The organism is Actinokineospora iranica (genome assembly GCF_900101685.1).
GTDB lineage: Bacteria > Actinomycetota > Actinomycetes > Mycobacteriales > Pseudonocardiaceae > Actinokineospora > Actinokineospora iranica.
Window position 1 is genome coordinate 88,396 of sequence record NZ_FMZZ01000004.1, and the last position, 25,560, is coordinate 113,955.

Consider the following 25,560-nt stretch of genomic DNA (forward strand, 5'->3'; position numbering starts at 1 on the left):
GCGCGGGACGCGCCTAGTCAGCACCTCGACGATGTTGAACCCCGCATCGGACGCGTCTTCTGATCCGCCCGGCAGGGATCCACGCCAACCGACGAGGGTGGCGGACCGCTACGACGTGTGGGACACCTGGGTGCGGCGCCGGGATGGCGCCGCACCCAGGTGCGTGCTGGGGCACAGGTGACAAGCACGGGTCGCATGTCGTCGCCCGGAGGCAGGGGTGCGGCACTAATGTCTGGTGCGACAACAGGCAGCCGAGGACCGCTGAGGCCCCCGACGGACGCGGAGCGTGCTCGTGGAGTTCAACGACGACGTAGGCCTGGACGCCTCCCAGGTGCAGGACACCCGTGGCGTCGGCGGGCGGGTCGCGCTCGGCGGCGGTGGGCTGGGCATCGTCGGGGTGATCATCTACTTCGTGCTCTCCCAACTCGGGGGTGTGCCCGCGGGGGCGCCGCTGAGCACGGACGCGGTCGGGCGGGGGCAGGCGGTCAGCAACACCGACCTGGCCGCCGAGTGCCGCACCGGCAAGGACGCCAACACCAAGTCCGACTGCGCCCTGGTCGCGATCATCAACTCGATCCAGGGGTACTGGGCAGACGAGTTCGCCCGCTCGGGCTCGACGTACCGGCCTGCGCCGACGAACTTCTTCAGCGGCGGGGTGAACACCGCCTGCGGCAGCGCCACCTCCGACGTCGGCCCGTTCTACTGCCCCGGCGACCAGGAGGTCTACGTCGACCTCACCTTCTTCAAGGAGCTCCAGACCCGCTTCGGCGCGCAGGGCGGCACGTTCGCCGAGGCCTACGTGCTGGCCCACGAGTACGGCCACCACGTGCAGAACCTGCTGGGCACCTCCGACAAGGTCCGCCCCGGCACCGGCCCCACCTCCGACGGCGTCCGCCTCGAACTCCAGGCCGACTGCTACGCGGGTGTCTGGGCGAACCACGCGACGACCACCCCGGCCCCGGGCAGCAACAAGCCGCTGATCAAGTCGATCTCCCAGGACGACGTGAACCGCGCCCTCGACGTCGCCGCCCGGATCGGCGACGACTTCATCCAGAAGAACCTGGGCAGCGGCCGGGTCGATGAGAGCCAGTTCTCGCACGGCACGTCCGCGCAGCGGGAGAAGTGGTTCACCGCGGGCATCAACAGCGGCGACCCCGCGGTCTGCGACACCTTCGGCACCCGCACCCTCGGCTGAGGCGTGCCCATCCCGTCCCCACGCCCCTGATCAGACCCACCGCGACAACCCCGGCTGGATCGCGGGACCGCCCGGGTTGGCATGGTGTCGCTCGTGCTGCCGGTGGTCCGCGCCGACGGCACGCGACGGCCTTGGCGGACCGGCCCCTCACCCGATCGGGCGGGTGAGGGGCCGGGTCGTCACGCGGCGGCTCGGTCGACGTGGATGCAGCCGACCCCGGCGTTGCCCGCCGAGGCCTTCGCGTCGTCCTGGGCCATCTGCAGGCGCATCATGTTCTTCTGCGCGGCCCGGGTCTCCGCGCGGGCGGCGCGCGGCGGGATGCCGTTGACGTCCTCGGTGCTGATCGCGTACGACGCGGTCACCCACGCGATGGCGTCGGAATTGCGGTCGAGGGCGACCCGGTCCAGGTTGCCGAGGTTGTCGCACTTGGCGTGGTAGCAGGCGTCGTAGGCGACGCCTGCGACCCCGCCCCACTTGTCGGTCTGGGCCTGGGTCTTGACGCCCTCGGCCCCGGTGAACAGGCCGCCGGACGGGATGCCCTGGGCGATGAACTCGCCGTAGTCCGAGCGGCCGGTGAAGTCCGAGCCCTCGGTGGGCGCGCCGATGGCGCCGAGGAAGTTCGCGAACGCCGCCTCGATCTGCGCCGAGCCGTACGGGCCGGGGCCTGCGCCGACGGCGTCTGAGTCGTCGCCGTCGTAGACGAAGTACGCCGTGTTGGGCGAGGCGATCATGTCGAAGTTCAGGTAGAGGGCGATGTCAAGCTGCTGCTCGAACGTGAGGCCCTGCACGTACTTCTTCGACCCGACCAGGCCGAGTTCCTCCGCGCTCCACCAGGCGAACCGGACCGCGTTGCCCACCTTCGGCGAGCCGCCCATCTGCAGCGCGGTCTCCAGCAGGCCCGCGCTGCCCGAGCCGTTGTCGTTGATGCCGGGACCGGCCATGACGCTGTCCAGGTGCGCACCCGCCATGACCACGTTGTCCTTGCGGCCGGTCTTGGTCTGGGCGATGACGTTGTGGCTGACCCGCTCCTCGCTCAGGGCGCGCAACTCCAGGGTGGCTGTGCCGCCGGTCGCGGCCAGCGCCTCGCCGTCGGCCTTGGTGATGCCGCCGGTGGGCAGCTTCGCCGCGGCCGGGTCGCTCAGCGTGCCCGCGAGCGCCCCCTCGGTGTTGTTGTAGATGACCGCGCCGACCGCGCCCGCCTCGAACGCGGCCTGCTGCTTGGCGGCGAAGGTGCAGCCGCCGCGCGGGATCAGGGCGATCTTGCCGGTCGTGTCGGTGTAGTCGGTGACCTCGCAGCCGGGGGTGGTGTCCGCGCCTGCCGGGACGACCGCGAGCGGGGCGGTGACGCCGCCGGTCGGGGTGGACAGGCTGTAGGTCATGATCGAGATCGGCACCGGCTTGCCGCCCACGCTCAGCGTCTCGGCGAGCGTCTGGGTGAAGGTGAACGGGAACTCGTGCCTGCTGACGTCGAAGCCCGCCGCCTGGAGCTTCGACTCGACGTACTCGGCGGACTGGGCGTGGCCGGGGGTGCCCGCGGCGCGGTTGCCGCCGTTGCGGTCGGCGATGCGCTGGAAGGCGATCAGGTGCCGGTTCACCCCCGCCCCGGTGACCTTCTTGACCAGGTTCCGCGCCAGGGCTGGGCCGTCCGGCAGCTCGGTCGACGCGGTCGGCGCGGCCGAGGACGGGATCGTGGTGAACGCCAGCGCGCCAGCGGCCACGAGGATGGCGGCGCCGACGCGTAACGTCTGGTTGGTGGGCATACAGGTCCCCTCGCTCACGAATGAGTACCACCGCAACCGGTGACCGCCCCGACGCGGGCCGTGTTCCGGCAAAACACACCCTCACTCGAACGCGACGCCTGGTCAAGAGCTGTTCATTCCCAGACGCGCATGGATTGGTTCAGGTGGGTGCGAACGGGCGGGGTGGCGTGGACTGAACGCCGCAGCGGCGCGGGAGATAGCGTTGCGGGCATGTACGCGATCACCGTTCGGGAAGCGGGTGGGCCGGAGGCGCTGCGGTGGACGGAGGTGGCCGACCCCGAGCCGGGACCGGGCGAGGTCCTGCTCGACGTCGCCGCGACCGCGGTCAACCGGGCGGACCTGCTCCAGCGCAAGGGCTTCTACCCGCCGCCCGCGGGCACCAGCGACGTCATCGGCCTGGAGTGCTCGGGGACGGTCGCCGCGCTCGGTGAAGGGGTCACCGGCTGGCAGGTGGGCGACGAGGTGTGCGCGCTGCTCGCGGGCGGCGGGTACGCGGAGAAGGTCGTCGTCCCCGCCGGGCAGCTCATGCCGGTGCCCTCCGGCGTCGACCTGGTGACCGCGGCGGGCCTGCCCGAGGTGGCCTGCACGGTGTGGTCGAACGTCGTGCGGACCGCGCGGCTCGGCGCGGGCGAGACGCTGCTGGTGCACGGCGGCGCGGGCGGCGTCGGCACGCACGCCATCCAGCTCGCCAAGGCGCTGGGCACGACGGTCGCGGTCACCGCCGGGTCGGCCGAGCGGCTGCGCCAGTGCGCCGACCTGGGCGCCGACATCACCGTCAACTACCGCGAGCAGCGGTTCGAGGACGAGGTCAAGGCCGACGTCATCCTGGACAACATGGGCGCGAAGTACCTTCCGCGCAATGTCGCCGCCCTCAACCGCGGCGGCAGGCTCGTGGTGATCGGGTTGCAGGGCGGGGTCACCGGGGAGCTGAACCTGGGCCAGTTGCTCAGCAAGAACGCCAGCGTCACCGCGACCAGCCTGCGCTACCGGCCGCCCGCCGAGAAGGCCCTGATCACCGCCGAGGTCGCCGAGCACGTGTGGCCGCTGGTCACCGCGGGCGCGGTGCGGCCCATCACCCACCAGGTGCTGCCGCTGCGCGATGCCGCCGAGGCGCACCGGCTGCTTGAGGCGGGCGGGGTCTTCGGGAAGCTCGTGCTGGCGGTCAGGTCCTGAGCGCGGCGATCGCCTCGATGAGCTGGTCCACCTCGACCGCGTTGGTGTAGTGGGCGAGGCCGACGCGGACCGCGCCGCCCACCTCGCCCACCCCGAGGGTGGCGAACACGCCGCTGGGCACGTCGTCGGCGAACGCGCAGATGCCGCGCTCGGCCAGCCGGACGACCGCGTCCTGGGCCTTCATGTCGGTCACGGTGAACGCCAGGGCCGGGATGCGGCGCATGGCGTCGCCGATGACCATGACGTGCCGCTGGCCGCGCAGGTCGCCGATCAGCCGGGACAGCAACCCGGCCTGGTAGGACTTCGCCGAGCTCAGCGACGTGATCAGCCGCTCCCGGCGGGTGCCGGTGGGGGCGTCGTCGAGCATGGCCAGGTAGTCAACCGACGCCACCAGCCCGGCCAGCAGCGGGTACGCGTGCGGGCCGAGTTCGAGCCGCTCGGGGCCGTGCGCGCGCGGGTCCAGTGAGCTGGCGGGCAGCCGGTCGAGCATCGCCGGGTCGGCGAAGGCCAGCGCGGCCACCGCCGGGCCGCCCCACGCGCTCGCCGACACCGTGACCACGTCCGCGCCGATCGCGTGGATGTCCAGCGGCACGAACGGCGCCGACGACGACGCGTCGACCACCACGCACGCCCCGTTCGCCTTGGCCACGTCGGCGATCTTGTTCAGGTCCGGCCGGGTGCCGACCGCGCCGGACGCGGCGGTCACCGCCACCACCTTCGTGCGGTGCGAGACCAGGTTCTCGTACTGCCACGCGGGCAGCTCGCAGGTCTCGATGTCGATTTCCGCCCAGCGGACCGTCGCCCCCGCCCGTTGCGCCACCCGCAACCACGGCGCGGTGTTGGCCTGGTGGTCCAGCCGCGACAGCACGATCTCGTCGCCGATCAGCCACCCGTCACCCAGCGCCTCGGCCAGCCGGGCCAGCAGCACCGCGTTGTTCGGCCCGAGCACGACCCCCGCCGGATCGCACCCCACCAGGTCCGCCACCGCGCGCCGCGCCGCGTCCACGATGGCCTCGGCGCGCTGGGAGGCCGGAAACACCCCACCCGGCCCGGACACCGGCGCCCGCAGCGCGGTGGACACGGCGGTGGCGACCTGCTCGGGCACCTGCATACCCGCCGGGGAATCGAGGTGGACCCAGCCGTCACCCAGCGCGGGAAACAGCCCACGAATTCGAGCGACGTCGAACGCCATGCGCCACACCGTACGAGAGGCCCCTGATCCGGCGTTTCGTGGGGCGTCGAGGCGACTACCCTCGCAGTGGTGACCTCGGTCGCGTCCCCCTGGGGGACGCCATTCGACCCGAACCAGATCTGGCCCAGGATGGAGCAGATGACTCACTCAACCAACGGCGCCGAACAGCCTGACGAGGGACACCACGTGATGGTGGTCGGCCCGGACGGCTCGCCACTGGGCACCGCCCGCATCCCCGACAGCGCCGACGGGCCGGGCGGCGAGTCCGTCGGCGACATGGTCGAGCAGCCTGCCAAGGTCATGCGCATCGGCACCATGATCAAGCAGTTGCTGGAGGAAGTGCGCGCCGCTCCGCTGGACGAGGCCAGCCGCAACCGGCTCCGGGAGATCCACAAGCGGTCCATCGCGGAGCTTGAGGACGGGTTGGCGCCTGAACTCCGGGAGGAACTGGAGCGGCTGTCACTGCCGTTCACCGACGAGAACACCCCCTCCGACGCCGAATTGCGGATCGCGCAAGCGCAGCTGGTGGGATGGCTGGAGGGGCTGTTCCACGGGATCCAGACGGCGCTGTTCGCCCAGCAGATGGCCGCCCGGGTGCAGCTTGAGCAGATGCGCCGGGGACTGCCGCCCGGGGTGGGCGCCGCTGAGGCCGCGCCGGAAGGGCCGCACATTCGCGGCACCGGCCAGTACCTCTGACACCCGCTCAGCACGTCGCACAGACGATGGAGCCCCCGAGATCACATTCTCGGGGGCTCTAGTCGCCGAAACGTCAGTCCTCGCCGATCTTGGTCAGGCTCAGGGTGAAGCTGACGCTGATGAGCTGGAAGCCGGTCACCAGCAAGACCATGCCGAGGATCGGCACGCGCATCGTCTCGACCACGTCCAACGCCCCGAACCCGGCAGCGCCCCAGATGCTCAGCGCGACCACGAAGCAGGCGATGCCCAGCAGGATCAGCAAAGCGCCGATCCACAGGCCGCGTTCGAGTGAGGCTCGGGCGACGCGGAGGATGGTGCGGCCGGACGGTGGCGGCAAGAGCCCGAGGTGAGCGGCGTAGGAGCGGGCGACCACCGCCAGGCCGATGCCTTGCAGGCCGAGCACGAACATGGTGGCGAAGGCCAGCATGGAGTGCAGGCCGAAGCCGATGCCGCCGACCTGGCGGGGGCCGAAGGACAGCCACAGCAGGCCCAGCAGCCCCACGCTCATCAGGGCGACCGACGGGTAGTACAGCAGCCACCGGGGGCTGAAAGCCAGGAGGAACCGCAGGTGCCGCCACCCGTCGCGCCAGGTGCGCAGGTGCGGGGCGCGGCTGCGGCCGTCGGGGCGCAGCGTGGTGGGGACCTCGCGGATGTCGAAGTGGTTGAGCGAGGAGCGCACGACCATTTCGCTGGCGAACTCCATGCCGGAGGTGCGCAGGCCCAGTTCCAGCATCCGGTCGCGGCGGAAGGCGCGGATGCCGCAGTGGAAGTCGCCGACCGGGATGCGGAAGAACAACTGCCCCAGCTTGGACAGCACAGGGTTGCCCAGGTAGCGGTGCAGGAACGGCATGGCGCCCTCGGCGATGCCGCCCTGGAAGCGGTTGCCCATGACCAGGTCGGCGCCCGCGCGCAACTCGGTCAGGAAGCCGCCGATGTCGTCGAGCGCGTAGCTGTCGTCGGCGTCGGCCATCAGGACGTACTCGCCGCCCGCCGCCTCGATGCCCGCGGCGAGGGCGGCCCCGTACCCGCGGCGAGGGACGTCCACGACCCGGGCGCCGTTGGCGCGGGCGATGTCCTGCGACCCGTCGGTGGAGCCGTTGTCCGCGACGATGACCTCGCCCACGACGCCGAGGGAGTCCAGGGACTTCCGCGCCTTGCGGACGCAGATCTCCAGCGTCTCGGCCTCGTTGAGGCAGGGCAGGACGATGGACAGCTCGATGACCGCTGACGGGGTCGTCTCGGCCTCGGCCACAGGCTTGGACGTTGTCATGGCTGTGCGCGCTCCTTAGCTGGACAGGCGCTGGAAGGGTATGGGGTGACCGACACGCGCCCATGCGACGGTGTGGAAACCGACGGCCTCATGGTAGGCCGACCGTCGCAAGCGGTTACCCTCAGACCCGTACTCGGTCGCGCGACGCGACACCATCACGTTCGGAGGGACCCCGTGTCCGACTGGTCAGACGTGTGGCTGGTTGTCCCGGTCTACAACGAGGGCGCGGTAATCGCCGAGGTCGCCCGTCGCGCCATGCAGACCTTCCCCAACGTCGTGTGCGTCGACGACGGCAGCCGGGACGACTCGGCCGCCCAGATCCGCACCACCGGCGCCCACCTGGTGCGCCACCCGGTGAACCTCGGGCAGGGCGCGGCGCTGCAGACCGGCGTCGAATACGCCCGCGCGCAGCCCGGCGCCCAGTACTTCGTCACCTTCGACGCCGACGGGCAGCACCAGGTCGCCGACGTCGAGCGGATGCTCAAGCGGATCAAGTCAGAAGACGTCGACATCGTCGTCGGCACCCGGTTCCGCGGCGGCGACACCAGCCACATCCCGTGGATCAAGCGGGTCGTGCTGCGCACGGTGGTCGCGCTGAGCCCGCGCACGAAGCGGCTCGGGCTGACCGACGCGCACAACGGGCTGCGGGTGTTCAACCGGACGGTCGCCGAGCAGATGAGCATTTCGCTCAACGGCATGGGGCACGCCTCGGAAATCGTGGAAATGATCGACCGGCACAAGTGGAGGGTCGCCGAGGAACCGGTGACGATTCTCTACACCGAGTACTCCATGGCGAAGGGCCAGTCCCTCATCAACGGAGTGAACATCCTTTTCGACACCGCACTGAAGACCGGTTCGAGGCGCTGACATGCTGATCCAAGTTCTGCTCATCCTGGCGGTCGTGCTGCTGCTGGTGTTCTTCCTGCGCCACCACGGCAAGAGCAAGACCGCGGCCAGCGTGAAGATCGGGTTCGCGCTGTTCATGGTGTTCGGCGTGATCGCGGTGCTGCGGCCTGCCGAGCTGACCCGCCTGGCCAACCTGTTCGGCGTCGGCCGCGGCACCGACCTGCTGCTCTACGGCACGGTCGTCGCGTTCGGCTTCGCCACGATCAACACGTACCTGCGCTTCAAGGAACTCGAGTACCGGTACGCGAAGCTGGTGCGCGCGGTGGCCATCCAGAACGCCGAGAAGCCGAACGCGGAGCCCGCCGAGCACTAGCTCTGTCCCGACAGGACCTAGGCGCGGAAGTAGTCCACGGTCCGGCGCACGCCCTCGGCGATGTCCACTTCGGGCTTCCAGCCGAGGTCGCGCAGGGCGGCGGCGTTGTCCAGCGCGGAGGCGCGCAGGTCGCCGAGGCGGGCGGGGGCGTGCTCGGGGTTGTCGGGGGCGCCAGCGGCCTTGGCGACGAGGGTGTGGAGTTCCCGGTCGGAGACCTGGACGCCGGTGCCGATGTTGTAGCGGCGGGCGGCGCCGACCTCGCCCGCGGCTGCGATGAACGCGGACACGACGTCTTCCACGAAGACGTAGTCGCGGGTGTTGCCGCCGTCGCCGAAGACCTTGGTGGGCTTACCGTTCAGCAGGGCGTCGGCGAAGATGGCGACCACGCCCGCCTCTCCGTGCGGGTCTTGGCGCGGACCGTACACATTGGCCAGTGCCAGGTGAGTGCACTGAAGGCCGTAGAGCTGGTGGTAGGTGTCCAGGTAAACCTCGCCGCTGACCTTGCTCGCCGCGTACGGCGACTTCGGGTTGATCGGCTGCGTCTCGGCGACCGGCAGCTCGTCGGGGGTGCCGTAGATGGACCCGCCGGACGAGGCGAACGCGATCTTGCGGACCCCGGCCTTGCGCGCGGCCTCGGCGAGGTTGACCGTGCCGAGGACGTTCTGGGTGACGTCGAGCAGCGGATCGGCCACGCTGACCCGCACATCGATCTGCGCGGCGAGGTGGAAGACGACCTCGGGCCGGGCGTCGGCGAGCACGTCGTGCAGGTCGGGCGCGGTGACGTCGACCTCGCGCAGCTCGCAGCGGCCGGTGGCGAGCGCGGCGTCGAGGTTCGAGCGCTTGCCCCGGGTCAGGTTGTCGACCACGACCACGTCGTGGCCGTCCCGCAGGAGCCGGTCGACAAGGGTGGAGCCGATGAAGCCGGCACCGCCGGTCACGAGAGCGCGCATGGGCCCCACTATGCCGTAACCGCTTCCGCGGAAGTTCAGGCGACCAGCGCGACGACGGTGCCCCGCAGGTCGGCGGTGAGCTGCCGCGCGCCGGTCACGTTCCTGACCTGCGCGGGCGAGCGCACCACGCAGCGGTCCCCTTCCGGCGCGCAGGCGGGGCCGGTGCCGAGCTGGCCGATGCCGTTCACGCCCCACGCCCACACCGTGCCGTCGGACTTCACGGCGAAACCGGAGCCGTAGGACGCGGCGACACCGGTCACGTCGGTCAGGCCGGGCACCGGGACGGGGGTGGCCGCGGCGCAGGTATCCGGCGCGAGACAGGACTGTCCGGTGCCCAGTTGACCGCCCCAGTCTCGGCCCCACGACAGGACTGTGTTGGCGGCGGTAAGCGCGTGCGCGTGGTCGACGCCGGGGCGGATCACGCGGACGCCGGTCAGTTCCGGCACGGGGGTCGGGGTGGCGATGTGGCACCCGGTGGCCGCGCAGCCCTGGCCGGTGCCGAGCTTGCCGCCCTGGTTCGAGCCCCACGCCCACACCGTGCCGTCCCGCCGGGTCGCGAAGACCGAGCCGTTGGCCGCGACCAGGTCTTCGACGTCGGTCAGGCCGGGGACACGCACGGGGGTCGCCGTGTGGGTCGTGCCCGGACCGACGCCCAGGGCGCCCTCGGTGTTGAACCCCCACGCCCAGACCGAGCCGTCGGTGAGCACGGCGTATCCGGTGCCTTCGTTCATCGCGATCCGCCGCGCCCCGGCAAGTCCGCCGACGCGCGTCGGCGTCGCCGAGGAACCCGCGGGCGGGCCCGGGGCGGCGAAGGCGATGCCCCACGACCACACGGTGCCGTCGACCCGCAGGGCGAGCGCGCCGCTCTCCCCGCCGACGACGGCGGTCACCTGGTCGAGACCGCGCACGGCGACCGGGACCGGGCTCCAGCCGCCGGTCCAGCCCGCACCGAGCTGCCCGTAGCTGTTGTCGCCCCAAGCCAGGACCTTGCCGACTGTCGTGACCGCGTACTGACCACCGCCGCCCAGAGTCTTAGCGCCGGTTAGTCCTACCTTCTCCGGGTCAGTCAGCAGGCTTGCCGCGCGGCCGGTGCCCGTCGCGCCGCCGCGGTTGGCGCCCCAGGCGACGACGCAGTCCTCCGCGCACGGCGTCCCGGTGAACACGAACACGCCGGACAGGTCCGCGACCAGGTTCAGCGACTGGTGGGCGAACGCCCGGAACGCGCGTACCGCGCCCACCGGGACAGCTACCCCGGCCGCGACAGCTTTACCGGGGACCACGTTCAGGTTGGACGTGTTAGGCCTGTCCTCGCGCTGGTCAGGCGACCACACCGTGACGAACGACGGGGCGACCGCGTCGACCGCGGTCACGTTGAGCAGCACGCCCGCCGCGTCGGGCGGCACCGGGGACGCCAGCGGCACGTCCACCTGCCCGCCCGAGGCCAGCGGGCCGACGACACCGCCGCGGCCGAGGCCGGTCCGGGTGTCGAGGATGCGGCGAGGGCTCAGCGGCACGAAGCCCGCGCCGATGCCCGGGGCGTGGAAGCCCGCCGCGTCGGCGATGAGGTGTGCGGTTCCCGCGTTGTTGTACAGCGTCACCTTGCGGTCCGCGCCCAGGGCGACGGTGACCAGGTTGGCCCGGGTGCCGCCGGATTCGAGATTCAGGTTCGACGCCGTGGGCCGCGGGGCGCCGGTCGGCCAGGCGGTGACGAACGTCGTGTGGGTCGCCTCGGCGCCGGTGAGGGTGAAGGTGACCGCGGTGGCGGCAGGCGCGATCCGGCCCGTGAAGTCGAGGGTGACCGTGCCGCCCGGCCCGACCGGGGCCGACTGCCGGGTGTCGAGGACGCGGGTGGGCGGCACGCTGGTGAACAGCGCGCCGCCGCCTGCCGCGTAGTAGCCCGCGACGTCGACGACCACGTGCGTCGCCCCGGCGTTGTTGTAGATGTCGACCACGCGGTCCGCGCTGAGGGCGATGGTGGCCTGGTTGGGCCGGGTCTCGCCGACGGCGAGGTTCAGCGTCGAGGACACCGGCCGGGCGGCTCCGTGCGGAAAGAGGGTGAGGAAGGTGTTCGCGGTGACGTCGGTGCCGGTCACGTTGAGCACGACAGCGGTGGCCGCCCCGGGCAGCCGGGCCGACAGGTCGAGCACCAGGGTGCCGCCGCCGCGCAGCGGCCCGCCGGAGCCGAGCCGGGTGTCGAGGACGCGGACGGGTGCCACCGGGTTGAACCCCGACGCGGCGGTGGCGGTCTCGGCGACGGTTGACCGTTCGCCGGTAAGCAACGCGCACAGGAGACCGGTGACCGCCACCCACGACCTGCAGCGCATGGCTCCCCCACTGCCCGCGCGCCGTCCCGGCTCACCGCGCGATCGGGCCCCGATTGTGGCAGCAGGGAAATCGGCTGTCCATGGCCCGTTTACCGGGCGATGTTCGGCTCCGTCAGCGCGAGCGCGCCCTGGGCGTAGCCACCGACCGCGAGCACACCGCTGATCCCGGTAATCCGGACCGGTAGCTCTGCCTTGGCGCCGACAGCGGCCGGGCCAAGCTGCCCCGCGCTGTTGTTGCCCCAGCCCCACAGGGAGCCGTCGGCGCGGATCGCGTACCCGTTGCCGGACTCGCCCGCCGCGACGGCGGTGGCGTCGCCGATCCCCGAGACCTGCACCGGGCCTGCCGAGGGCGCGCCGCTGACGCCGATCCCGAGCTGGCCGTCCTGGTTGCCGCCCCACGCCCACACCGTGCCGTCGCCGCGCACCGCGAACCGGTTGGCGCCGCTGCCCGCGATCCCCACGATGCCCGAGAGGCCGGGCACCTGGACCGGGGTGAGACCGCGCGGCTCGGCCGACCCGGTGCCGAGCAGGCCGCCGGTGTTCGTGCCCCACGTCCACACGGTCTGGTCGGCGCGCAGGGCGAACCCGTCCTCGGACACGGCGATGACCCCGCTCAGGCCGGACACCGGCACCGGCACGACCGAGTAGCAGCCCGCCCCGGTCCGAGCGTCGCACGCGACACCGTTGCCCAGTTCGCCGTTGCGGTTGCTTCCCCACGCCCAGACAGTGCCGTCACCGGCCACCGCATAGCCCGTCCGCGTGCCCATGGCGATAGACGTGACCCCGGTAAGCCCGGCGACCCGCACCGGCACGGGGATCGCGAGGACCGCGCCGTCGCCGCCCCGGTCGACGCCGTCGCCAAGCTGGCCGTGCCTGCCGTCGCCCCACGCCCAGACCGCGCCGTCGGAGGTCAGGGCGAGCGCGTTGTCGTCCGCGGCCGAGACCTGCGCGACGTCGGCGGGGAGCCCGGCGACCGGGACCGGCCGCGCCGACTGCCCCGCGGGGACGGCCGCGCTCTGCCCCCACGCGACGACCGAGCCGTCGCCGCGCAGCGCCAGGTTCTCCCGGCCGCCCGCGGCGATCGCCACGACCCCGGGCAGGTCGGTGACCGGGGCGGGCGCGGACCGGTTCGGGCCTGCGCCGCTGCCGAGTTCGCCGCCGGAGTTGGCGCCCCAGGAGAGCACGCACGGGCCGCTGCCCGGGCAGGCGCGGAAGAAGTATCCCGAGACGTCGGCGATGAGGTGGACCGAGCCCGCGTTGTTGTAGAGCCGGATGCGGCCGGTCGGGTCGACCCGCACGGTGGCGAGGTTGGCCGCGGTCTGCCCGGGGGCCAGGTTCAGGTTCGATGTCGATGTCCGCTCGGCGGGCGCGGCGATGACGTGCGTCCCGGCCGTGGGCTCGGTGCCGGTCAGGTTCACCACGACGGCTGCGGGCACCACCGGGTCGGCCGCGGTCGGGGTGAACACGGTGACCGGAAGCGCGCCGCCCGGTCCGACCGGGCCGGTGGCGCGGGTGTCCACGGCCCTGGTCGGCCGGGCGGGGGTGAACAGCAGGCTCGCCTCTTTGTCGAACCAGCCCGCCAGGTCGATGATCAGCTGGGTGGAGCCCGCGTTGTTGTAGAGGCTCACCTTGCGGTCCGCGCCGAGCGCGACCGTCACCAGGTTCGGCGAGGTCTGACCGGGGACCAGGTTGAGGTTGGACGAGATCGGCCGGGGCGCGCCGGTGGGCCACGCGGTCACGAACGTCCCGCCGGTCGGGTCGGTGCCGGTCAGGTTGAACGTCACCGCCGTCGCGCTCTTGGGCACCCGCGCGGAGAAGTCGACGGTGATCGTGCCGCCCGGCCCGACCGGGGCGGACTGCCGGGTGTCGATGACCCGCGCCGGGGTGATCGAGGTGAACTTGACGCCCGACTCCGTGCCGTAGAAGCCCGCGAGGTCGGCGACCAGGTGCACGCGCCCGGCGTTGTTGTAGAGGTCGACGCTGCGACCCGCGCCGAGGGCGACGGTCACCAGGTTCGGGCGAGTCTCGCCGGGGCTGACGTTGAGGTTCGACGCGGAGGTCCGGGCGGTGCCGCGGGGGAACACGGTGACGAACGTCCACGCGGTTGGCTCGGTGGCGGTCACGTTCAGCACGACCGCGGTCGCCGACGCGGGCACCTTGCCGGACAGGTCGAGCGTGATCGACTGGCCGCCGTCGACCGGGCGCGCCGGGGCTCCGTTGCCGATCCGGGTGTCGAGGACCCGCTCGGGCGCCATGCCGTTGAACGCGGAAGCCCGCGCGACCGGCGGCGCGACCGGGCCCGCAGACGCGGGCGCCGCGGCGAAGGCAAGGGACGTGGCCGCGCACAGCAGCACGGTCAGGAGTCGAACGCCCACTTTGTTCCCCCAAAAGGAAAACGGCCCCCGACCCGATTTGGCAAAGGGCAGCGTACATGGCCGCGCCGGCCAGTCTGGCGTCCACACCAGACCGACCGGCGCGGCCGGAACTTCCTACCCGAACTCTCTTACACGGTTCCCGCCACCGCGAGCGCGGTAAAGCCGCCCGCGCCGATTGCCGTGACGTCGGTAAGTCCGCTTACCTGCAACGGCACGTTAGACCCGCCGACGTTGGCGGCGATCGCGCCGAACCCGTTGTAGCCCCACGCCGAGACAGTGCCGTCGGACTTGCGAGCCAACGCGAACAGCGAGCCAGCGGCGAGGTCGGTCACGCCGGTCAGACCGGACACCGCGGTCGGGGTCGGCACCGTGCAGTTCGTGCCGGACGGGGACTGGCAGTTCGCCCCGGTGACGCCGTGCCCGACCTGGCCCTGGGCGTTCCAGCCCCAGCCGAGGACGGTGCCGTCGGACTTGAGCGCGTACGCCGTGGTGGCGCCGCCGACGACCTTGGTCACGCCGGTGAGCGCGGGAAGCTGCTTCGGGGACAGCTGCACGCAGTTGGGCAGGGTGGTGTTCTCGTAGCAGGACCCGCCGCCCGCCTGGCCGTCGCCGAGCTGGCCTTCGGCGTTCCAGCCCCAAGCCCAGACGGTGCCGTCGGCCTTGACCGCGTACGCGGTGCTCCACGACGCGCCGATGGACACGATGTCGGTCAGCCCGGGGACCTGGACCGGCAACGGCGCGCGGCAGGTGGCGGCGACCGGGTACTGCTCGCAGCCGGTGCCGTAGCTGCCGTTGCCCAGGGCGCCGCCGTTGACGCCCCACGCCCACACCGTGCCGTCGTTCTTGAGCGCGTAACCGGTGCTGTACCCGGCGGCGATGGCCTTCACGTTCTCGATGCCGACCTCGCGGGCGGTGAACTCCGGGGCGTCGTTGTTGTTGCCGCCCTCGTTGCTGCGGTTCTCACCCCAGAACAGGATGCGGCCCTGGTTGGTCAGGCCGTAGGCGGTGGCGCTGCCCGCGGCGACCGCGGTGAACGTGGCCCCGACCGGAACCTTGATCGGAACCGGGCTCTCCGCGACGGTGGTCGAGGCGAGGCCGCCGTTGTAGTTCAGCCCGGACGCCCAGATGCTGCCGTCCTTGAGCAGCGCGTAGCTGCTGTGGTGCGACGCCGCGACCGCCTTGACGTTGCCCAGCCCCGACATCTGGCCGGGCTTGTTGGCAGCGTCGCCGCTGGTGCCGTGGCCGAGCTGGCCGCCGGTGTTGTCGCCCCAGCTGATCCCGCAGTCGACAGCGCAGACCGCGGGCGGGTTGGCGAAGTAGCCCGCCACGTCCACGATCAGGTCGACGTCGCCGAAGCGGTTGTAGAGGCTCAGCACGCCCTGGTCGAGGCCCACGGTCGCCAGGTTCGGGCGGGTCTGGCCGCCGACGAGGTTCAGGTTCGACGAGTTGGGGAGCTGGCTGGGGTTCTGGCCGGGCCACGCGGTGATGTGCGTGCCCTGCGACGGGTCCGTGCCGGTCAGGTTGAACACGGCCGCGCGCGCGGTGGCGGGCAGCAGCGGGCGGAAGTCGACCGGCAGGTGGCAGTTGCCGCAGATGGGCTCGGGGAAGAACCGCGTGTCCACGAGCCGGGTCGGGGCGACGTGGTAGAACGCCGCGCCCGCCGCCGAGTCGTAGTACCCGGCGAGGTCGGCGACCAGGTGCGTGTTGCCCGCGTTGTTGTAGAGGCTCACCTTGCGGTCCGCGCCGAGGGTGACGGTGACCAGGTTCGGCGCGATCTCACCGGGAGCCAGGTTCAGGCTCGACCCCGGCTGCCGCACGGTGCCCGACGGGTAAGCCGCGACGAAGGTGTGCGCGGTGCCGTCGACGCCGGTCAGGTTGAAGGTGACCGCGGTCGCCGTCGCGGGCACGCGGCCGGTGAAGTCGAGCGAGATCGTCTTGCCCGGTCCGACCGGGGTGCGGCTGCCGCCGGTGCCGGTGCCGAACCGGGTGTCCAGCAGGCGGGTCGGCGGGGTCGGGTTGAACAGCGACCCGGCGCCCGGCTGGTAGTACCCGGCGAGGTCGGCGACCAGGTGGGTGCTGCCCGCGTTGTTGTACATCAGCACGGTCCCGCTGAACGCGAGAGTCACCACCACCGCGTTCGGGCGGGTCTGCCCGGGGGCGAGGTTGAGGTTGGACGAGATCGGCCGGTCGGTGCCCGCGGGGTAGACCGTGACGAAGGTGTTCGCGGTGCCCTCGGTGCCGGTCACGTTGAGCACGACGGCGGTGGCGGTCGTCGGGACCCGCGAGGCCAGGTCGAGCGCGAGCGTGCCGCCCGGCCGCAGCGGGGTGGTCGTCGGCACGCCGGTCCCGTTGCGGGTGTCGAGCACGCGCGTCGGCGCGATCGGCGTGTACCTGGTGCCGGTGGGGGCACCGGCAAGCGGCGCGGCCGCGGTGTCGGCGCCGAGCGTGCCCACGGTCCCCGGGACGGCGGTCAGGTCGCGCCCCTCGCGGCGGCTTTCCAGCACGCCCTTGCCGTGGTCAGGACGCGCCTGCGGCCCGGGCGCCTGCGGTGCGGCCGGAACGGGCGTCGGCGCCGCGGCCGCGGCACCGGCCTGCCCGCCGAGCATGGCGGCGGCGAGTGCCGTCACCAGTGCGAAGGATCTGAAACGCATTGTTCCTACTCTCTTCGGATAACCCCAGATGCGACGCGCGGAGTGAACAAACCCGTCTCTGGCGTCTCGAAGCCGCGTCGAGTCCTGTCCGCGCATGGGCAGCGCGAAGCGATGGGCGCACGAAGACTTCCCCCAGGAATACGGGCCCCGACCCGAACTGTCGGTCGAGAGAGTAGCCCAGAGGTCTGACATTCCCTAGGGCCAATACGACGAAGTCCCCGGCCGCGGGCCGGGGACTTCGTGTGGCGCGGTGGTGTCAGGCGCTGTGCCCGGGGCGGCGCATCACGTACAGCACGTTGTTGCGGCGCGGGGGGATGCGCGCTTCAAGAGCGATGTCGTAGCCCGGTAGACCGGCGGCAAGGTAACCGCGCAGTTCTTCCCGGCTCGGGAAGCGGACAGTCTTATCGCCGGTCACATAGCGGTCGGCGGCGAAGGCCATGGCGTGCGCGATGCCCGCGCCGCGCTCCCAGTCCTTCACGGCGATGACGCCGTCCTCGGTGCTCAGCGCGACGGCGTCGTTCAGCACCGGGACGCGCAGGCTCTCCGGGAGGTGGTGCACCACGTCGACAATGCAGACGAGGTCGAACAGCTGCGGCCGCTCGGCGACCAGCTCCGAGGACGGGATGCTGCGGAACGTGGCGCGGCTGGTGTCGCCGCGGAAGAGCCGCCCGGGGTCGGGCGCGACGTCGATGCCGACGTACTCCGCTTCCGGGTAGGCCTCGCACAGCCGCTGCCCGAAGGACCCGTCGCCGCAGCCGATCTCCAGGATGCGCTTGGCGGGCAGGGCGCTGGCGAGGGTCGTCGCCAGATCGTCGAGGTTGATGAACCGGTTCCGGTAGGCCTCGGCCGCCGGAATCTCGAACCGACCTAGCTTGTGGCGAATCGTCGGACCAATACCCACCGAAACTCCTTGACCACGGTGAACGTGAGGACCGACACAAGGTACCGCAAGGTGATTTCAGTCCCACTACGCCCGGGTCACCGCGCTGGTTCGGGTTCCTGGGCCTTCGTGGCCGCGGTCTGGCGCAGCGGTCCGACCAGGCTGGCCGCCATCACCGCGGTGACCAGGCCACACGCGACGAGTTGCGCCCACACCGCGGTCCACACCGGGTCGATCGGCAGGGAGAGCAGGCCGATGAGCACGACACCGCCGATCACCCAGGCGACCGTCACTATCCGGTGCTTGGACAGCGCTACCAGGGCGGGCAGAAGAACCTGGGTCAGCATCAGCAGAATCGTGCTCGCGGCGAGCAACCCGAGGATGGCGTGCGGCAGTCGGACTTCGGCCCCGAAAAGAACCTCCACCGCCCACGGGCCGAGGATCGTCGCGCCCAGCACGGCGGGCACGCCGATCGCGGCCAACAGCAGCAAGATCTTGCGCAGCGTCGCCCTGAACGCGGGCAGGTCGCCCGTGGTCACCGCCTTGGTCAGGACCGGCATCAGCATGGCCTGGACCGCGGCGAACAGCAGAACCGGAATCCGCACCAGCACGAACGCCGACCCGAACGCCTCCGCGATTTCCTTGTCGTACTCCAGGCGCGCGTTGACCAGGATGGGCGCGAGGTTGGCGACGGCCTGGAACCCCAGGGTCGCGCCGACCAGCAACGTCATGCCCCGCGCCATCGCCGTCACCGGGTTGCCCGCGTCTGTCGGCAGCCCGTCGACCGCCGCGACCTCGACCGCCGCCGCGTCCCGGTGGCGCAGCCAGGGCAGCCCGGCGAGCAACGAGAACACCGCGCCCAACGCGAAGATGAACGCATAGAGGGTCGCGTTCGTCAGCCCGAGGACCACCACGACCGCGCACAGCACGATCCGCGACAGTCCCTCGACGGTAAGACTGACCGCGTAACCGTTGAACCGCTGAGTGCCGCCGAGCAGCCCGCGCACCACGTACACCGCCGCCGAGCCCGCGACCCCGAGCCCGAGCGCGAAGAACAGCCCCCACTGGCCGTCGAGCACCTTGTCGGTCAACACCGGCGACGCCGCCGCCAACACCACCAGCACCACGCCGACCAGCCCGGCGGCCACCAGCGACGCCCGGCCCGCGACCGTCCGCAGCGAGCCGCCCGAGGCGAGCCACGCGCTGGTCGACCGACTGGTTTCCTGCTCGACACCGGTGAACACGCCGGGGCCGACGATGCTCATGATGAGGTAGAAGCTGAGCACCGCCGCGTTGTCCGCGGCGGACAACGTCTGCCCGGAAAGCGCCAGGAACCCGTAGCCCGCGAGACCGACCACGACGAGTCCGGCGCCCATCCCGGCGGCGGGACCGAAGCGTTCCCGGAGGCTTGCGGCAGTCACCGGACAACCGTAGAGAACGCCCGCCCGCTTAAGCTGCCCGGGTGCGACATGTGGTGGTGGTCGGCGGCGGCATCCTGGGCCTGGCGACAGCGCGTGAACTGGCAGTCCGCGGCCTGGCGGTGACCGTCTTGGAGAAAGAGGACCGGTGGGCGGCTCACCAGACCGGCCACAACTCCAACGTCGTGCACGCGGGCCTCTATTACGCGCCCGGGTCGTTCAAGGCCCGCATGTCCGTCGCGGGCAACCGCTCGATAGTCGAGTACGCGCGGGCTAACGGTGTCCCGGTAGACCTGTGCGGCAAGCTGGTCGTCGCCACCTCGGAAGCAGAACTCCCGGCGCTGCGAGTGCTCGCCGGACGCGCGGAGGCCAACGGCGTCCCGGCCAAGCTCATCTCGGCGGCGGAAGCCCGCTCTTACGAGCCCGAGGTGTCCTGCGTCGCGGCCCTGCGGGTCGAGAGCACCGGCATCATCGACTTCCCCGCGGTGTGCGCCGCCCTGGTCCGCGACCTGCGCGAGGCGGACCTCCGCCTGTCGACCCCGGTCCTGGGCATCCGCCCGGCCCGTTCCGGCGGCGTCGAAGTCGCCACCGGGCAGGACGTCGTCCGCGCCGACGCCCTGGTCAACTGCGCGGGCCTGCACAGCGACCGCATCGCCCGCATGGCTGGCCTGACCCCCAAGGCCCGCATCGTCCCCTTCCGCGGCGAGTACTACGAACTGCGGCCGTCCCGCGCCCACCTGGTCCGCGGCCTCATCTACCCGGTCCCCGACGCCTCCCTCCCGTTCCTCGGCGTCCACCTGACCCGGATGCTCGACGGCACCGTCCACGCGGGCCCCAACGCCGTGCTGGCCCTGCGCCGCGAGGGCTACCGCTGGCGCGACGTCTCCGTCGGCGACCTGCTGGACACCGCCCGCTTCCCCGGCACCTGGCGCCTGGCCCGCAAATACGCCTACCCGATCGGCCTGGACGAGGTCCTGCGCTCGCTGTCCCAGCGGCGCTTCGCCGCCAGCCTCGCCAAACTGGTCCCCGCGGTCGGCCAGGACGACATCGTCCGCTCCGGCGCGGGCGTCCGCGCCCAGGCCCTGCTCCCCGACGGCTCGATGGTCCAGGACTTCCTCATCGAGACCGCCCCGAACCAGGTCCACGTCCTCAACGCCCCATCCCCCGCGGCCACCTGCGCCCTGGAAATCGGCCGCCACATCGCCGACCGCGTCACGGCGGGCTAAGACGCCGAACTGTCCGGCCGCGGGCAGCGTTGCCTGCGGCCGGACAGCCCCGCTAATGCGTGTGCCGGTTAGCGAACCGGCCGTAGGACCTCCAGGCCCAGGAACGGGCGCAGCGCCTCCGGCACCACCACCGAGCCGTCGGCCTGCTGGTGGTTCTCCAGGATCGCCACGATCCACCGGGTCGTCGCCAGGGTCCCGTTCAGGGTGGCCGCGACCTGCGGTTTGTTGTTCTCGTCCCGGTATCGGACGCCCAGGCGGCGGGCCTGGAAGGTGGTGCAGTTGGAGGTCGAGGTGAGTTCGCGGTACGCCTGCTGGGTCGGGACCCAGGCTTCGCAGTCGAACTTGCGGTGGGCGCTGGTGCCGAGGTCGCCGGTGGCCGTGTCGATGACCCGGTAAGGCACCTCGATCTTGCCCAGCATCTCCTTTTCCCAGTCGAGCAGGCGCTGGTGCTCGGCTTCGGCGTCCTCTGGCGCGCAGTAGCTGAACATCTCGATCTTGTCGAACTGGTGCACGCGGATGATGCCCCGGGTGTCCTTGCCGTACGACCCGGCTTCGCGGCGGAAGCAGGTTGACCAGCCCGCGTAGCGGCGCGGGCCTGCCGAGAGGTCGAGGATCTCGTCGGCGTGGTAGCCGGCGAGGGCGACCTCCGAGGTGCCGACCAGGTACAGGTCGTCGTCGCGGAGCCGGTAGATCTCGCTTTCGTGGGCGCCGAGGAACCCGGTGCCCGCCATGATCTCCGGCCGCACCAGCACGGGCGGGATGACCAGGGTGAACCCGGCCGCGGTGGCCTGCGCTGCGGCCATGTTCAGCAGCGCCAGTTGCAGTTGCGCGCCGACGCCGGTCAGGAAGTAGAACCGCGAGCCGGAGACCTTCGCCCCGCGTTCGGTGTCGATGGCGCCGAGTTTGAGGCCGAGGTCGAGGTGGTCGAGCGGGGTGAAGTCGAACTGGCGCGGCTCGCCGAGGTGTTCGAGGACGGTGTAGTCGTCCTCGCCGCCGACCGGGGCCGCGGGGTGGACGAGGTTCGGCAGGGCGCGGTGCAGGTTCTCCAGCGCCGTCTCGGCCTCGTTCTGCTCGGCTTCGGCCGCTTTGACCTCGGCGGCGAGTTCCTTGCCCTTGGCGAGCAGCGCGTCGCGCTCCTCGCCGCGGGCCTTGCCGACCTGCTTGCCGAACTGCTTCTGCTCGGCGCGCAAGGTGTCCGCGCGGGAGATCGCGGACCGCCGCCGTTCGTCGGCGGACAGCAGCGAGTCGACCGTGGTGGGGTCTTCGCCGCGGGCACGCTGGGAGGCGCGCACGGTCTCCGGATCTTCGCGTAGAACCTTGAGGTCAATCACGGTGTGTGAGAGTAGTCCGCACTCTTGCCGCTTCTCGACCGGTATACGGACCTAAGAGATCGCGACGGCGACGATCAGGCCGAGCGCGATGTGCACGGCGGCGACCACGACGCTGGCCGGGGCGAACTTCTCGCTCTCGATGGTGCCGCGGACGTCGAGCCGGGTCACCCATTCCAGGGTGCGCACGGCGAGCACCTGCACGACGATGCCGATCAGGCCGTAGACCACCGAGGTGATCAGGCCCGCGGTGAGGTCGCTGGCGGAGAAGAAGATCGCCACGACGATGATCAGCGCCATGCTGAGCATCCCGGAGGCTGTCACGATCACCGCGTTGGGCTTGCCGCCGCGGACCAGGTCGGACAGCTTGCCCGGGGTGGTCCAGTCGATCGCGTAGAAGCCGATGAGCATCAGCACGAGGCCGACGATCGCGTAGAGGGCGATGGCGCCGATGCCTTTGCCGAGGTCGGCGCCGAATCCGGCGGGCAGCGCGAGGTTCGACACCGCGGCGAGATGACTGGTCACACGTCCTCCATGGGCGTACAGGTCTTGCGGTTGCACATCATTGCGGTATCCGGTGGGGAACGAACGCCGCGCCGTCGTCGGTCACCAGGCCTGCCGTCTCCCGGATCCCCAGGCCCGCCGAGTGGTCGCCGACGATCCAGGCGCCGAGAGCGGGCCGGTAACCGTCGAACTCCGGCAGGGGGTCGAACGCCTGGTAAACGAATCCCTCTTCGCCGTAGACGCCGGTTGTCTGCGTCTCGTAGCCGGGGGCCACGATCTGGATGTTGGCGCCCTCGCGGCCGAGTTTGGGCTTGCGCACGTACTCGGTGAGCAGGCCGGGCTGGTCGAGGAACGCGGGCAGCAGGTTGGGGTGGCCCGGGTACATCTCCCAGAGCACCGCGAGGATCGCCTTGTTCGACAGCAGCATCTTCCACAGCGGCTCCACCCACAGGGTGCGCGGCAGCGACTCCACGACGCGCTTGCCGAACTCCTCGGTGACCATCCACTCCCATGGGTAGAGCTTCATCACCGTGCCCATCGGCGCCTCGGCGAGGTCGACGAACCGGGCGAGCACCGGGTCCCAGCCGACCTCCTCGATGGCCAGCCCGATAGTGTCCAGGCCCGCTTCCGCGGCTGTCTCCTGCAGGTAAGCGGTGGTGATGTGGTCCTCGCCGCTGGGGTCGGCCTGCGACCAGGCGAAGTGCGCCACGCCGGACGGGAGCAGGTCGGCGACCTCGGTCCAGCGCTCGACCAGCTTCTCGTGGATGGAGTTCCACTGGTCGTCGGCCGGGAAGACCTCGGTCTTCCAGTACCACTGCACGACAGCCGCCTCCAGCAGGGAGGTCGGGGTGTCGGCGTTGTACTCCAGCAGCCGGGCCGGGCCGGAGCCGTCGTAGCGCAGGTCGAACCGGCCGTAGATGTGCGGGTCGCGCCGCTTCCACGACTCGGCGATGTGCGGCCACACCCACTCGGGGATGCCGAAGTCGCGGTACCGCTCGGTCAGCACGACGTTGTCGACCGCGTCCAGGCACATCGAGTGCAGCAGTTCGACGTCCGCCTCGATGGAGAGCACCTCGGCCATGTCGAACGCGTAGTGCACCGACTCGTCCCAGTACGGGCGCGCGCCACCGCCGCCGTACCGGGCGGGACTGCCGAAGACGAGTCCCTGGGATTCGATCTTCTTGCGCCAGTCGGCGCGGGGCTCGGACCGCTCTCGGCGCAACTCAGCTTCCCCCGCTCTTACCGCCGCTGCTCACGCCAAGACCGCCGCGTTGCACCGTCTTACCGGAAGAGGTCTTGACGGAGGTGTTGCCCGACGGCGCGACATAGCTGCCGCCGGTCACCTTCTGCCCGTATCTGCCGGTGCCGCCGTAGTTGTAGCGGTAAGAGCTACCGCCGATGTAGATGAAGCCGCCGCTGGAGTACCCACCGTGGCTTCTCGCGTAAGAGTCGTCACAGTAGTCGTCGTCCACCACCACGCCGTTGGTGTCGACACAGTGCGCGACCACCTCGTCATCGTCCGGGGTCGCCGCGGCGTAGATCGCCGCGACCACGGCGACGACGCCCACGCTGACGCCGGTCCCGATGAGGATGCGCCTGCGCTTCGTGCGCTTGCGCTCGGCCTCGGCGATCTCGGCCTCTTCCGCTTCACGCTCGCGCCGCAGGGCCTCCCGCCGGGCCCGCTGCTCGGCGAGGGTGGGCTCACGGGGAGTGGTGTTCTCGTCCTGAAAACTGATGGACCCGCGCTTGCGCTCGGGTTCCGGCTCGTACTTCGGCACCGCCAAGGGCGTCGTCTCGGGGTCGCTCGAAGTCGACGCGCCGCCGGTGGGCTCGCTCGTGCCGTCGCCCGCCCCAGTCGCCCGCGGTTCCTCGGTGGAGCCGTCGGGCGTGGCCGGGTTCTTCGGCTTGTCGCTGCTCGACCTGTCGTTGTCAGTCATGAACCACTCCCGGCGCGAACCCTACCCACCGTTGTCCGTTGAGGTCGGATGATTGTCCTGATCGCAACCTGACGCATCTCCGTTCGGTCCCGGTGGCCGCCGTCCCCGGCGGGACACGGCATCATGGAGTAGATGTCTGGACGCGGCGACTGGTTTCGGTCGAATGACAGCACGGCGAAAACCCGGCTCATGATGGTCGGGGCGTTCGTCGGCGCGCTGCTGCTCCTGGCCACCAGCATGGCGTTCTCCTGGCCGGTCGGCGTTGGCGGCGACCTGACCCCGGCCGAGGAGGAGCGCGCCCGCGCGTTCGACGCCCCCACCGGCAGCTGTCTCGACTGGACACCACCGGACGGGGCCGACCTGCGGCAGGTCGACTGCGCGCGGCCGCACCTGTTCGAGGTCACCAGCAACGTCGACATCTCCGCGGAGCACCCGCCGGACGCGCCACCGCCCGACCTGGCGCGCTGGCAGGAGATCGCGCTGGCCAAGTGCGCCCCCGGCGCGACCACGTACCTCGGCGGCAAGCTCGACCCGTTCGGCAAGTACACGGTCAACGCTCTCAAGCCCAGTGACGCCCAGTGGCGCGACGGCGACCGCAAGTTGCGGTGCGGGCTCCAGCGGGCGGGCATGTCGGGCAACCTGCTGCCCAGCACCGGTTCAGCGGCCAATCAGGACCAGTCCAATGTGCACGAGCCGGGCACCTGCCTCGCGCTCGACGGCCAGAACATCGGCGGCCCCATCGACTGCGACAAGGCGCACGCGTTCGAGATCGTCGGCAGCGTCGACCTCGGCCCGGCCTTCCCCAACGAGTTCCCGGACGAGGTGGCGCAGACCGAGAAGGCGATCGAGCTGTGCGCCCCGGTCACCGCCGCCTACACCGGCGGGGCCGACCTCGCGGCGAAGGGCCTCACCCCGTATCCGGACACGCTCCGGCCGGAGAGCTGGGAGGTCGGCTCCCGCAAGGTCGACTGCAAGGTCGGCGCGAAGCTGTCCGACGGCAGCGGCCTCGCCCCCGTCCGCGGCAGCGTGCGGGCCGCGCAGACCCCGTCGAGCACGGCCCCGCCGAGCAGCACGGCCCCGCCGCCGAGTTCGCCGGGCGGGTGAGCCGGTGGCCGTGGAGATGACCCGGCGCCGCTTCGACGAACTGGTGGCCGACGCCCTCGACCTGATCCCGCCCGCGTTCGCCTCGGCGATGGACAACGTCGTCGTGCTGGTGGAGGACCGCGACCCGGAGGACCCGACGCTGCTCGGCCTCTACCACGGCATCGCGCTTACCGAGCGCACGTCAATGTACGGCGGCGAGCTTCCCGACCGGATCTTCATCTACCGCGACGCGATACTCGACATCTGCGACAGTGAAGAGGACGTGGTCGAAGAAGTCGCCGTCACCGTGGTTCATGAGATCGCGCATCATTTCGGCGTGGACGACGACCGCCTCCACGAGCTCGGCTGGGGCTGAGCC

The 25,560-nt window shown here is 71.4% G+C and carries 21 protein-coding genes; 8 read left to right on the forward strand and 13 right to left on the reverse strand.

Annotated features, from left to right (window positions below):
* Positions 1-292: 292 nt before the first annotated feature.
* Positions 293-1,195 (forward strand): KPN_02809 family neutral zinc metallopeptidase, encoded by a 903-nt coding sequence (ypfJ, locus tag BLS56_RS10380; protein WP_091450046.1) that lies wholly within the window; start codon positions 293-295, stop codon positions 1,193-1,195.
* 179 nt (positions 1,196-1,374) lie between these two features.
* Here ypfJ and BLS56_RS10385 read toward each other — a convergent pair whose 3' ends face one another.
* Positions 1,375-2,955 (reverse strand): M28 family metallopeptidase, encoded by a 1,581-nt coding sequence (locus BLS56_RS10385; protein ID WP_091449779.1) that lies wholly within the window; start codon positions 2,953-2,955, stop codon positions 1,375-1,377.
* Positions 2,956-3,165: 210 nt separating this feature from the next.
* On the opposite strand from BLS56_RS10385, the gene BLS56_RS10390 reads away from it, so the two are divergent.
* Positions 3,166-4,128, forward strand: coding sequence for an NAD(P)H-quinone oxidoreductase (locus tag BLS56_RS10390; protein ID WP_091449780.1), 963 nt, complete (start codon positions 3,166-3,168; stop codon positions 4,126-4,128).
* On the opposite strand, the gene BLS56_RS10395 is transcribed toward BLS56_RS10390, so the two are convergent.
* Positions 4,118-5,320 (reverse strand): cysteine desulfurase-like protein, encoded by a 1,203-nt coding sequence (locus BLS56_RS10395; protein WP_091449781.1) that lies wholly within the window; start codon positions 5,318-5,320, stop codon positions 4,118-4,120. The genes BLS56_RS10390 and BLS56_RS10395 overlap by 11 nt on opposite strands.
* 138 nt (positions 5,321-5,458) lie before the next feature.
* On the opposite strand from BLS56_RS10395, the gene BLS56_RS10400 reads away from it, so the two are divergent.
* The gene (locus tag BLS56_RS10400; RefSeq protein WP_091450047.1) at positions 5,459-6,016 is read left to right on the forward strand and encodes a bacterial proteasome activator family protein; all 558 of its coding nucleotides are present in this window, start codon (positions 5,459-5,461) and stop codon (positions 6,014-6,016) included.
* 73 nt (positions 6,017-6,089) lie between these two features.
* On the opposite strand, the gene BLS56_RS10405 is transcribed toward BLS56_RS10400, so the two are convergent.
* Entirely contained in the window at positions 6,090-7,286 is a 1,197-nt protein-coding gene (locus BLS56_RS10405) for a glycosyltransferase family 2 protein (protein ID WP_091449782.1), read from the reverse strand.
* A gap of 174 nt (positions 7,287-7,460) precedes the next feature.
* Here BLS56_RS10405 and BLS56_RS10410 point away from each other — a divergent pair, with 174 nt between their 5' ends.
* Positions 7,461-8,153 (forward strand): glycosyltransferase family 2 protein, encoded by a 693-nt coding sequence (locus tag BLS56_RS10410; RefSeq protein ID WP_228771536.1) that lies wholly within the window; start codon positions 7,461-7,463, stop codon positions 8,151-8,153.
* A gap of 1 nt (position 8,154) precedes the next feature.
* On the forward strand, positions 8,155-8,505 hold the full coding sequence (locus BLS56_RS10415) for a DUF2304 domain-containing protein (RefSeq protein WP_091449783.1): 351 nt from the start codon (positions 8,155-8,157) through the stop codon (positions 8,503-8,505).
* 17 nt (positions 8,506-8,522) lie between these two features.
* On the opposite strand, the gene BLS56_RS10420 is transcribed toward BLS56_RS10415, so the two are convergent.
* The 6 genes from BLS56_RS10420 to BLS56_RS10445 all read right to left on the reverse strand — a co-directional run bounded on the left by BLS56_RS10420 (position 8,523) and on the right by BLS56_RS10445 (position 19,106).
* Entirely contained in the window at positions 8,523-9,455 is a 933-nt protein-coding gene (locus BLS56_RS10420; protein ID WP_091449784.1) for an NAD-dependent epimerase/dehydratase family protein, read from the reverse strand.
* Between the two features lie 35 nt (positions 9,456-9,490).
* Positions 9,491-11,779: an RCC1 domain-containing protein gene (locus BLS56_RS10425; protein ID WP_091449785.1), complete on the reverse strand. Its 2,289-nt coding sequence runs from the start codon at positions 11,777-11,779 to the stop codon at positions 9,491-9,493.
* 89 nt (positions 11,780-11,868) lie between these two features.
* On the reverse strand, positions 11,869-14,154 hold the full coding sequence (locus BLS56_RS10430; RefSeq protein WP_091449786.1) for an RCC1 domain-containing protein: 2,286 nt from the start codon (positions 14,152-14,154) through the stop codon (positions 11,869-11,871).
* A gap of 128 nt (positions 14,155-14,282) precedes the next feature.
* Positions 14,283-16,805, reverse strand: coding sequence for an RCC1 domain-containing protein (locus tag BLS56_RS10435; RefSeq protein ID WP_091449787.1), 2,523 nt, complete (start codon positions 16,803-16,805; stop codon positions 14,283-14,285).
* 256 nt (positions 16,806-17,061) lie between these two features.
* Entirely contained in the window at positions 17,062-17,706 is a 645-nt protein-coding gene (locus BLS56_RS10440) for a class I SAM-dependent methyltransferase (protein ID WP_091449788.1), read from the reverse strand.
* A 77-nt stretch (positions 17,707-17,783) separates the two neighbouring features.
* Positions 17,784-19,106, reverse strand: coding sequence for a lipopolysaccharide biosynthesis protein (locus BLS56_RS10445; protein WP_139190596.1), 1,323 nt, complete (start codon positions 19,104-19,106; stop codon positions 17,784-17,786).
* A 41-nt stretch (positions 19,107-19,147) separates the two neighbouring features.
* On the opposite strand from BLS56_RS10445, the gene lhgO reads away from it, so the two are divergent.
* Complete coding sequence (gene lhgO, locus BLS56_RS10450) at positions 19,148-20,329, forward strand: L-2-hydroxyglutarate oxidase (RefSeq protein ID WP_091449790.1); 1,182 nt, start codon at positions 19,148-19,150, stop codon at positions 20,327-20,329.
* A 68-nt stretch (positions 20,330-20,397) separates the two neighbouring features.
* Here the strand turns inward: lhgO and serS are convergent, their stop codons facing one another.
* From serS to BLS56_RS10470, 4 genes are read right to left on the reverse strand one after another with little or no spacing between them, the layout of a single operon-like run.
* Complete coding sequence (gene serS, locus BLS56_RS10455; protein ID WP_091449791.1) at positions 20,398-21,660, reverse strand: serine--tRNA ligase; 1,263 nt, start codon at positions 21,658-21,660, stop codon at positions 20,398-20,400.
* A 51-nt stretch (positions 21,661-21,711) separates the two neighbouring features.
* Complete coding sequence (locus tag BLS56_RS10460) at positions 21,712-22,182, reverse strand: DUF350 domain-containing protein (protein ID WP_175482762.1); 471 nt, start codon at positions 22,180-22,182, stop codon at positions 21,712-21,714.
* A 37-nt stretch (positions 22,183-22,219) separates the two neighbouring features.
* Positions 22,220-23,383: a glutathionylspermidine synthase family protein gene (locus tag BLS56_RS10465; protein WP_091449792.1), complete on the reverse strand. Its 1,164-nt coding sequence runs from the start codon at positions 23,381-23,383 to the stop codon at positions 22,220-22,222.
* Position 23,384: 1 nt separating this feature from the next.
* Positions 23,385-24,098, reverse strand: a complete 714-nt coding sequence (locus BLS56_RS10470; RefSeq protein WP_324187510.1) for a hypothetical protein — start codon at positions 24,096-24,098, stop codon at positions 23,385-23,387.
* Between the two features lie 132 nt (positions 24,099-24,230).
* Between BLS56_RS10470 and BLS56_RS10475 the strand changes: the two genes are divergently transcribed.
* Both BLS56_RS10475 and BLS56_RS10480 read left to right on the forward strand, forming a co-directional pair.
* Positions 24,231-25,202, forward strand: coding sequence for a septum formation family protein (locus BLS56_RS10475; RefSeq protein WP_091449793.1), 972 nt, complete (start codon positions 24,231-24,233; stop codon positions 25,200-25,202).
* Between the two features lie 4 nt (positions 25,203-25,206).
* Positions 25,207-25,557, forward strand: a complete 351-nt coding sequence (locus BLS56_RS10480; protein WP_091449794.1) for a metallopeptidase family protein — start codon at positions 25,207-25,209, stop codon at positions 25,555-25,557.
* The last annotated feature ends 3 nt before the right edge of the window (positions 25,558-25,560 follow it).

What these genes read in the sequence shown, in the direction of transcription:
- BLS56_RS10385 (WP_091449779.1), bottom strand. Translation starts at nt 2,955, where the DNA reads ATGCCCACCAACCAGACGTTACGCGTCGGCGCCGCCATCCTCGTGGCC.
- BLS56_RS10390 (WP_091449780.1), top strand. Translation starts at nt 3,166, where the DNA reads ATGTACGCGATCACCGTTCGGGAAGCGGGTGGGCCGGAGGCGCTGCGG.
- BLS56_RS10395 (WP_091449781.1), bottom strand. Translation starts at nt 5,320, where the DNA reads ATGGCGTTCGACGTCGCTCGAATTCGTGGGCTGTTTCCCGCGCTGGGT.
- BLS56_RS10400 (WP_091450047.1), top strand. Translation starts at nt 5,459, where the DNA reads ATGACTCACTCAACCAACGGCGCCGAACAGCCTGACGAGGGACACCAC.
- BLS56_RS10405 (WP_091449782.1), bottom strand. Translation starts at nt 7,286, where the DNA reads ATGACAACGTCCAAGCCTGTGGCCGAGGCCGAGACGACCCCGTCAGCG.
- BLS56_RS10415 (WP_091449783.1), top strand. Translation starts at nt 8,155, where the DNA reads ATGCTGATCCAAGTTCTGCTCATCCTGGCGGTCGTGCTGCTGCTGGTG.
- BLS56_RS10420 (WP_091449784.1), bottom strand. Translation starts at nt 9,455, where the DNA reads ATGCGCGCTCTCGTGACCGGCGGTGCCGGCTTCATCGGCTCCACCCTT.
- BLS56_RS10425 (WP_091449785.1), bottom strand. Translation starts at nt 11,779, where the DNA reads ATGCGCTGCAGGTCGTGGGTGGCGGTCACCGGTCTCCTGTGCGCGTTG.
- BLS56_RS10435 (WP_091449787.1), bottom strand. Translation starts at nt 16,805, where the DNA reads ATGCGTTTCAGATCCTTCGCACTGGTGACGGCACTCGCCGCCGCCATG.
- BLS56_RS10470 (WP_324187510.1), bottom strand. Translation starts at nt 24,098, where the DNA reads ATGACTGACAACGACAGGTCGAGCAGCGACAAGCCGAAGAACCCGGCC.
- BLS56_RS10475 (WP_091449793.1), top strand. Translation starts at nt 24,231, where the DNA reads ATGTCTGGACGCGGCGACTGGTTTCGGTCGAATGACAGCACGGCGAAA.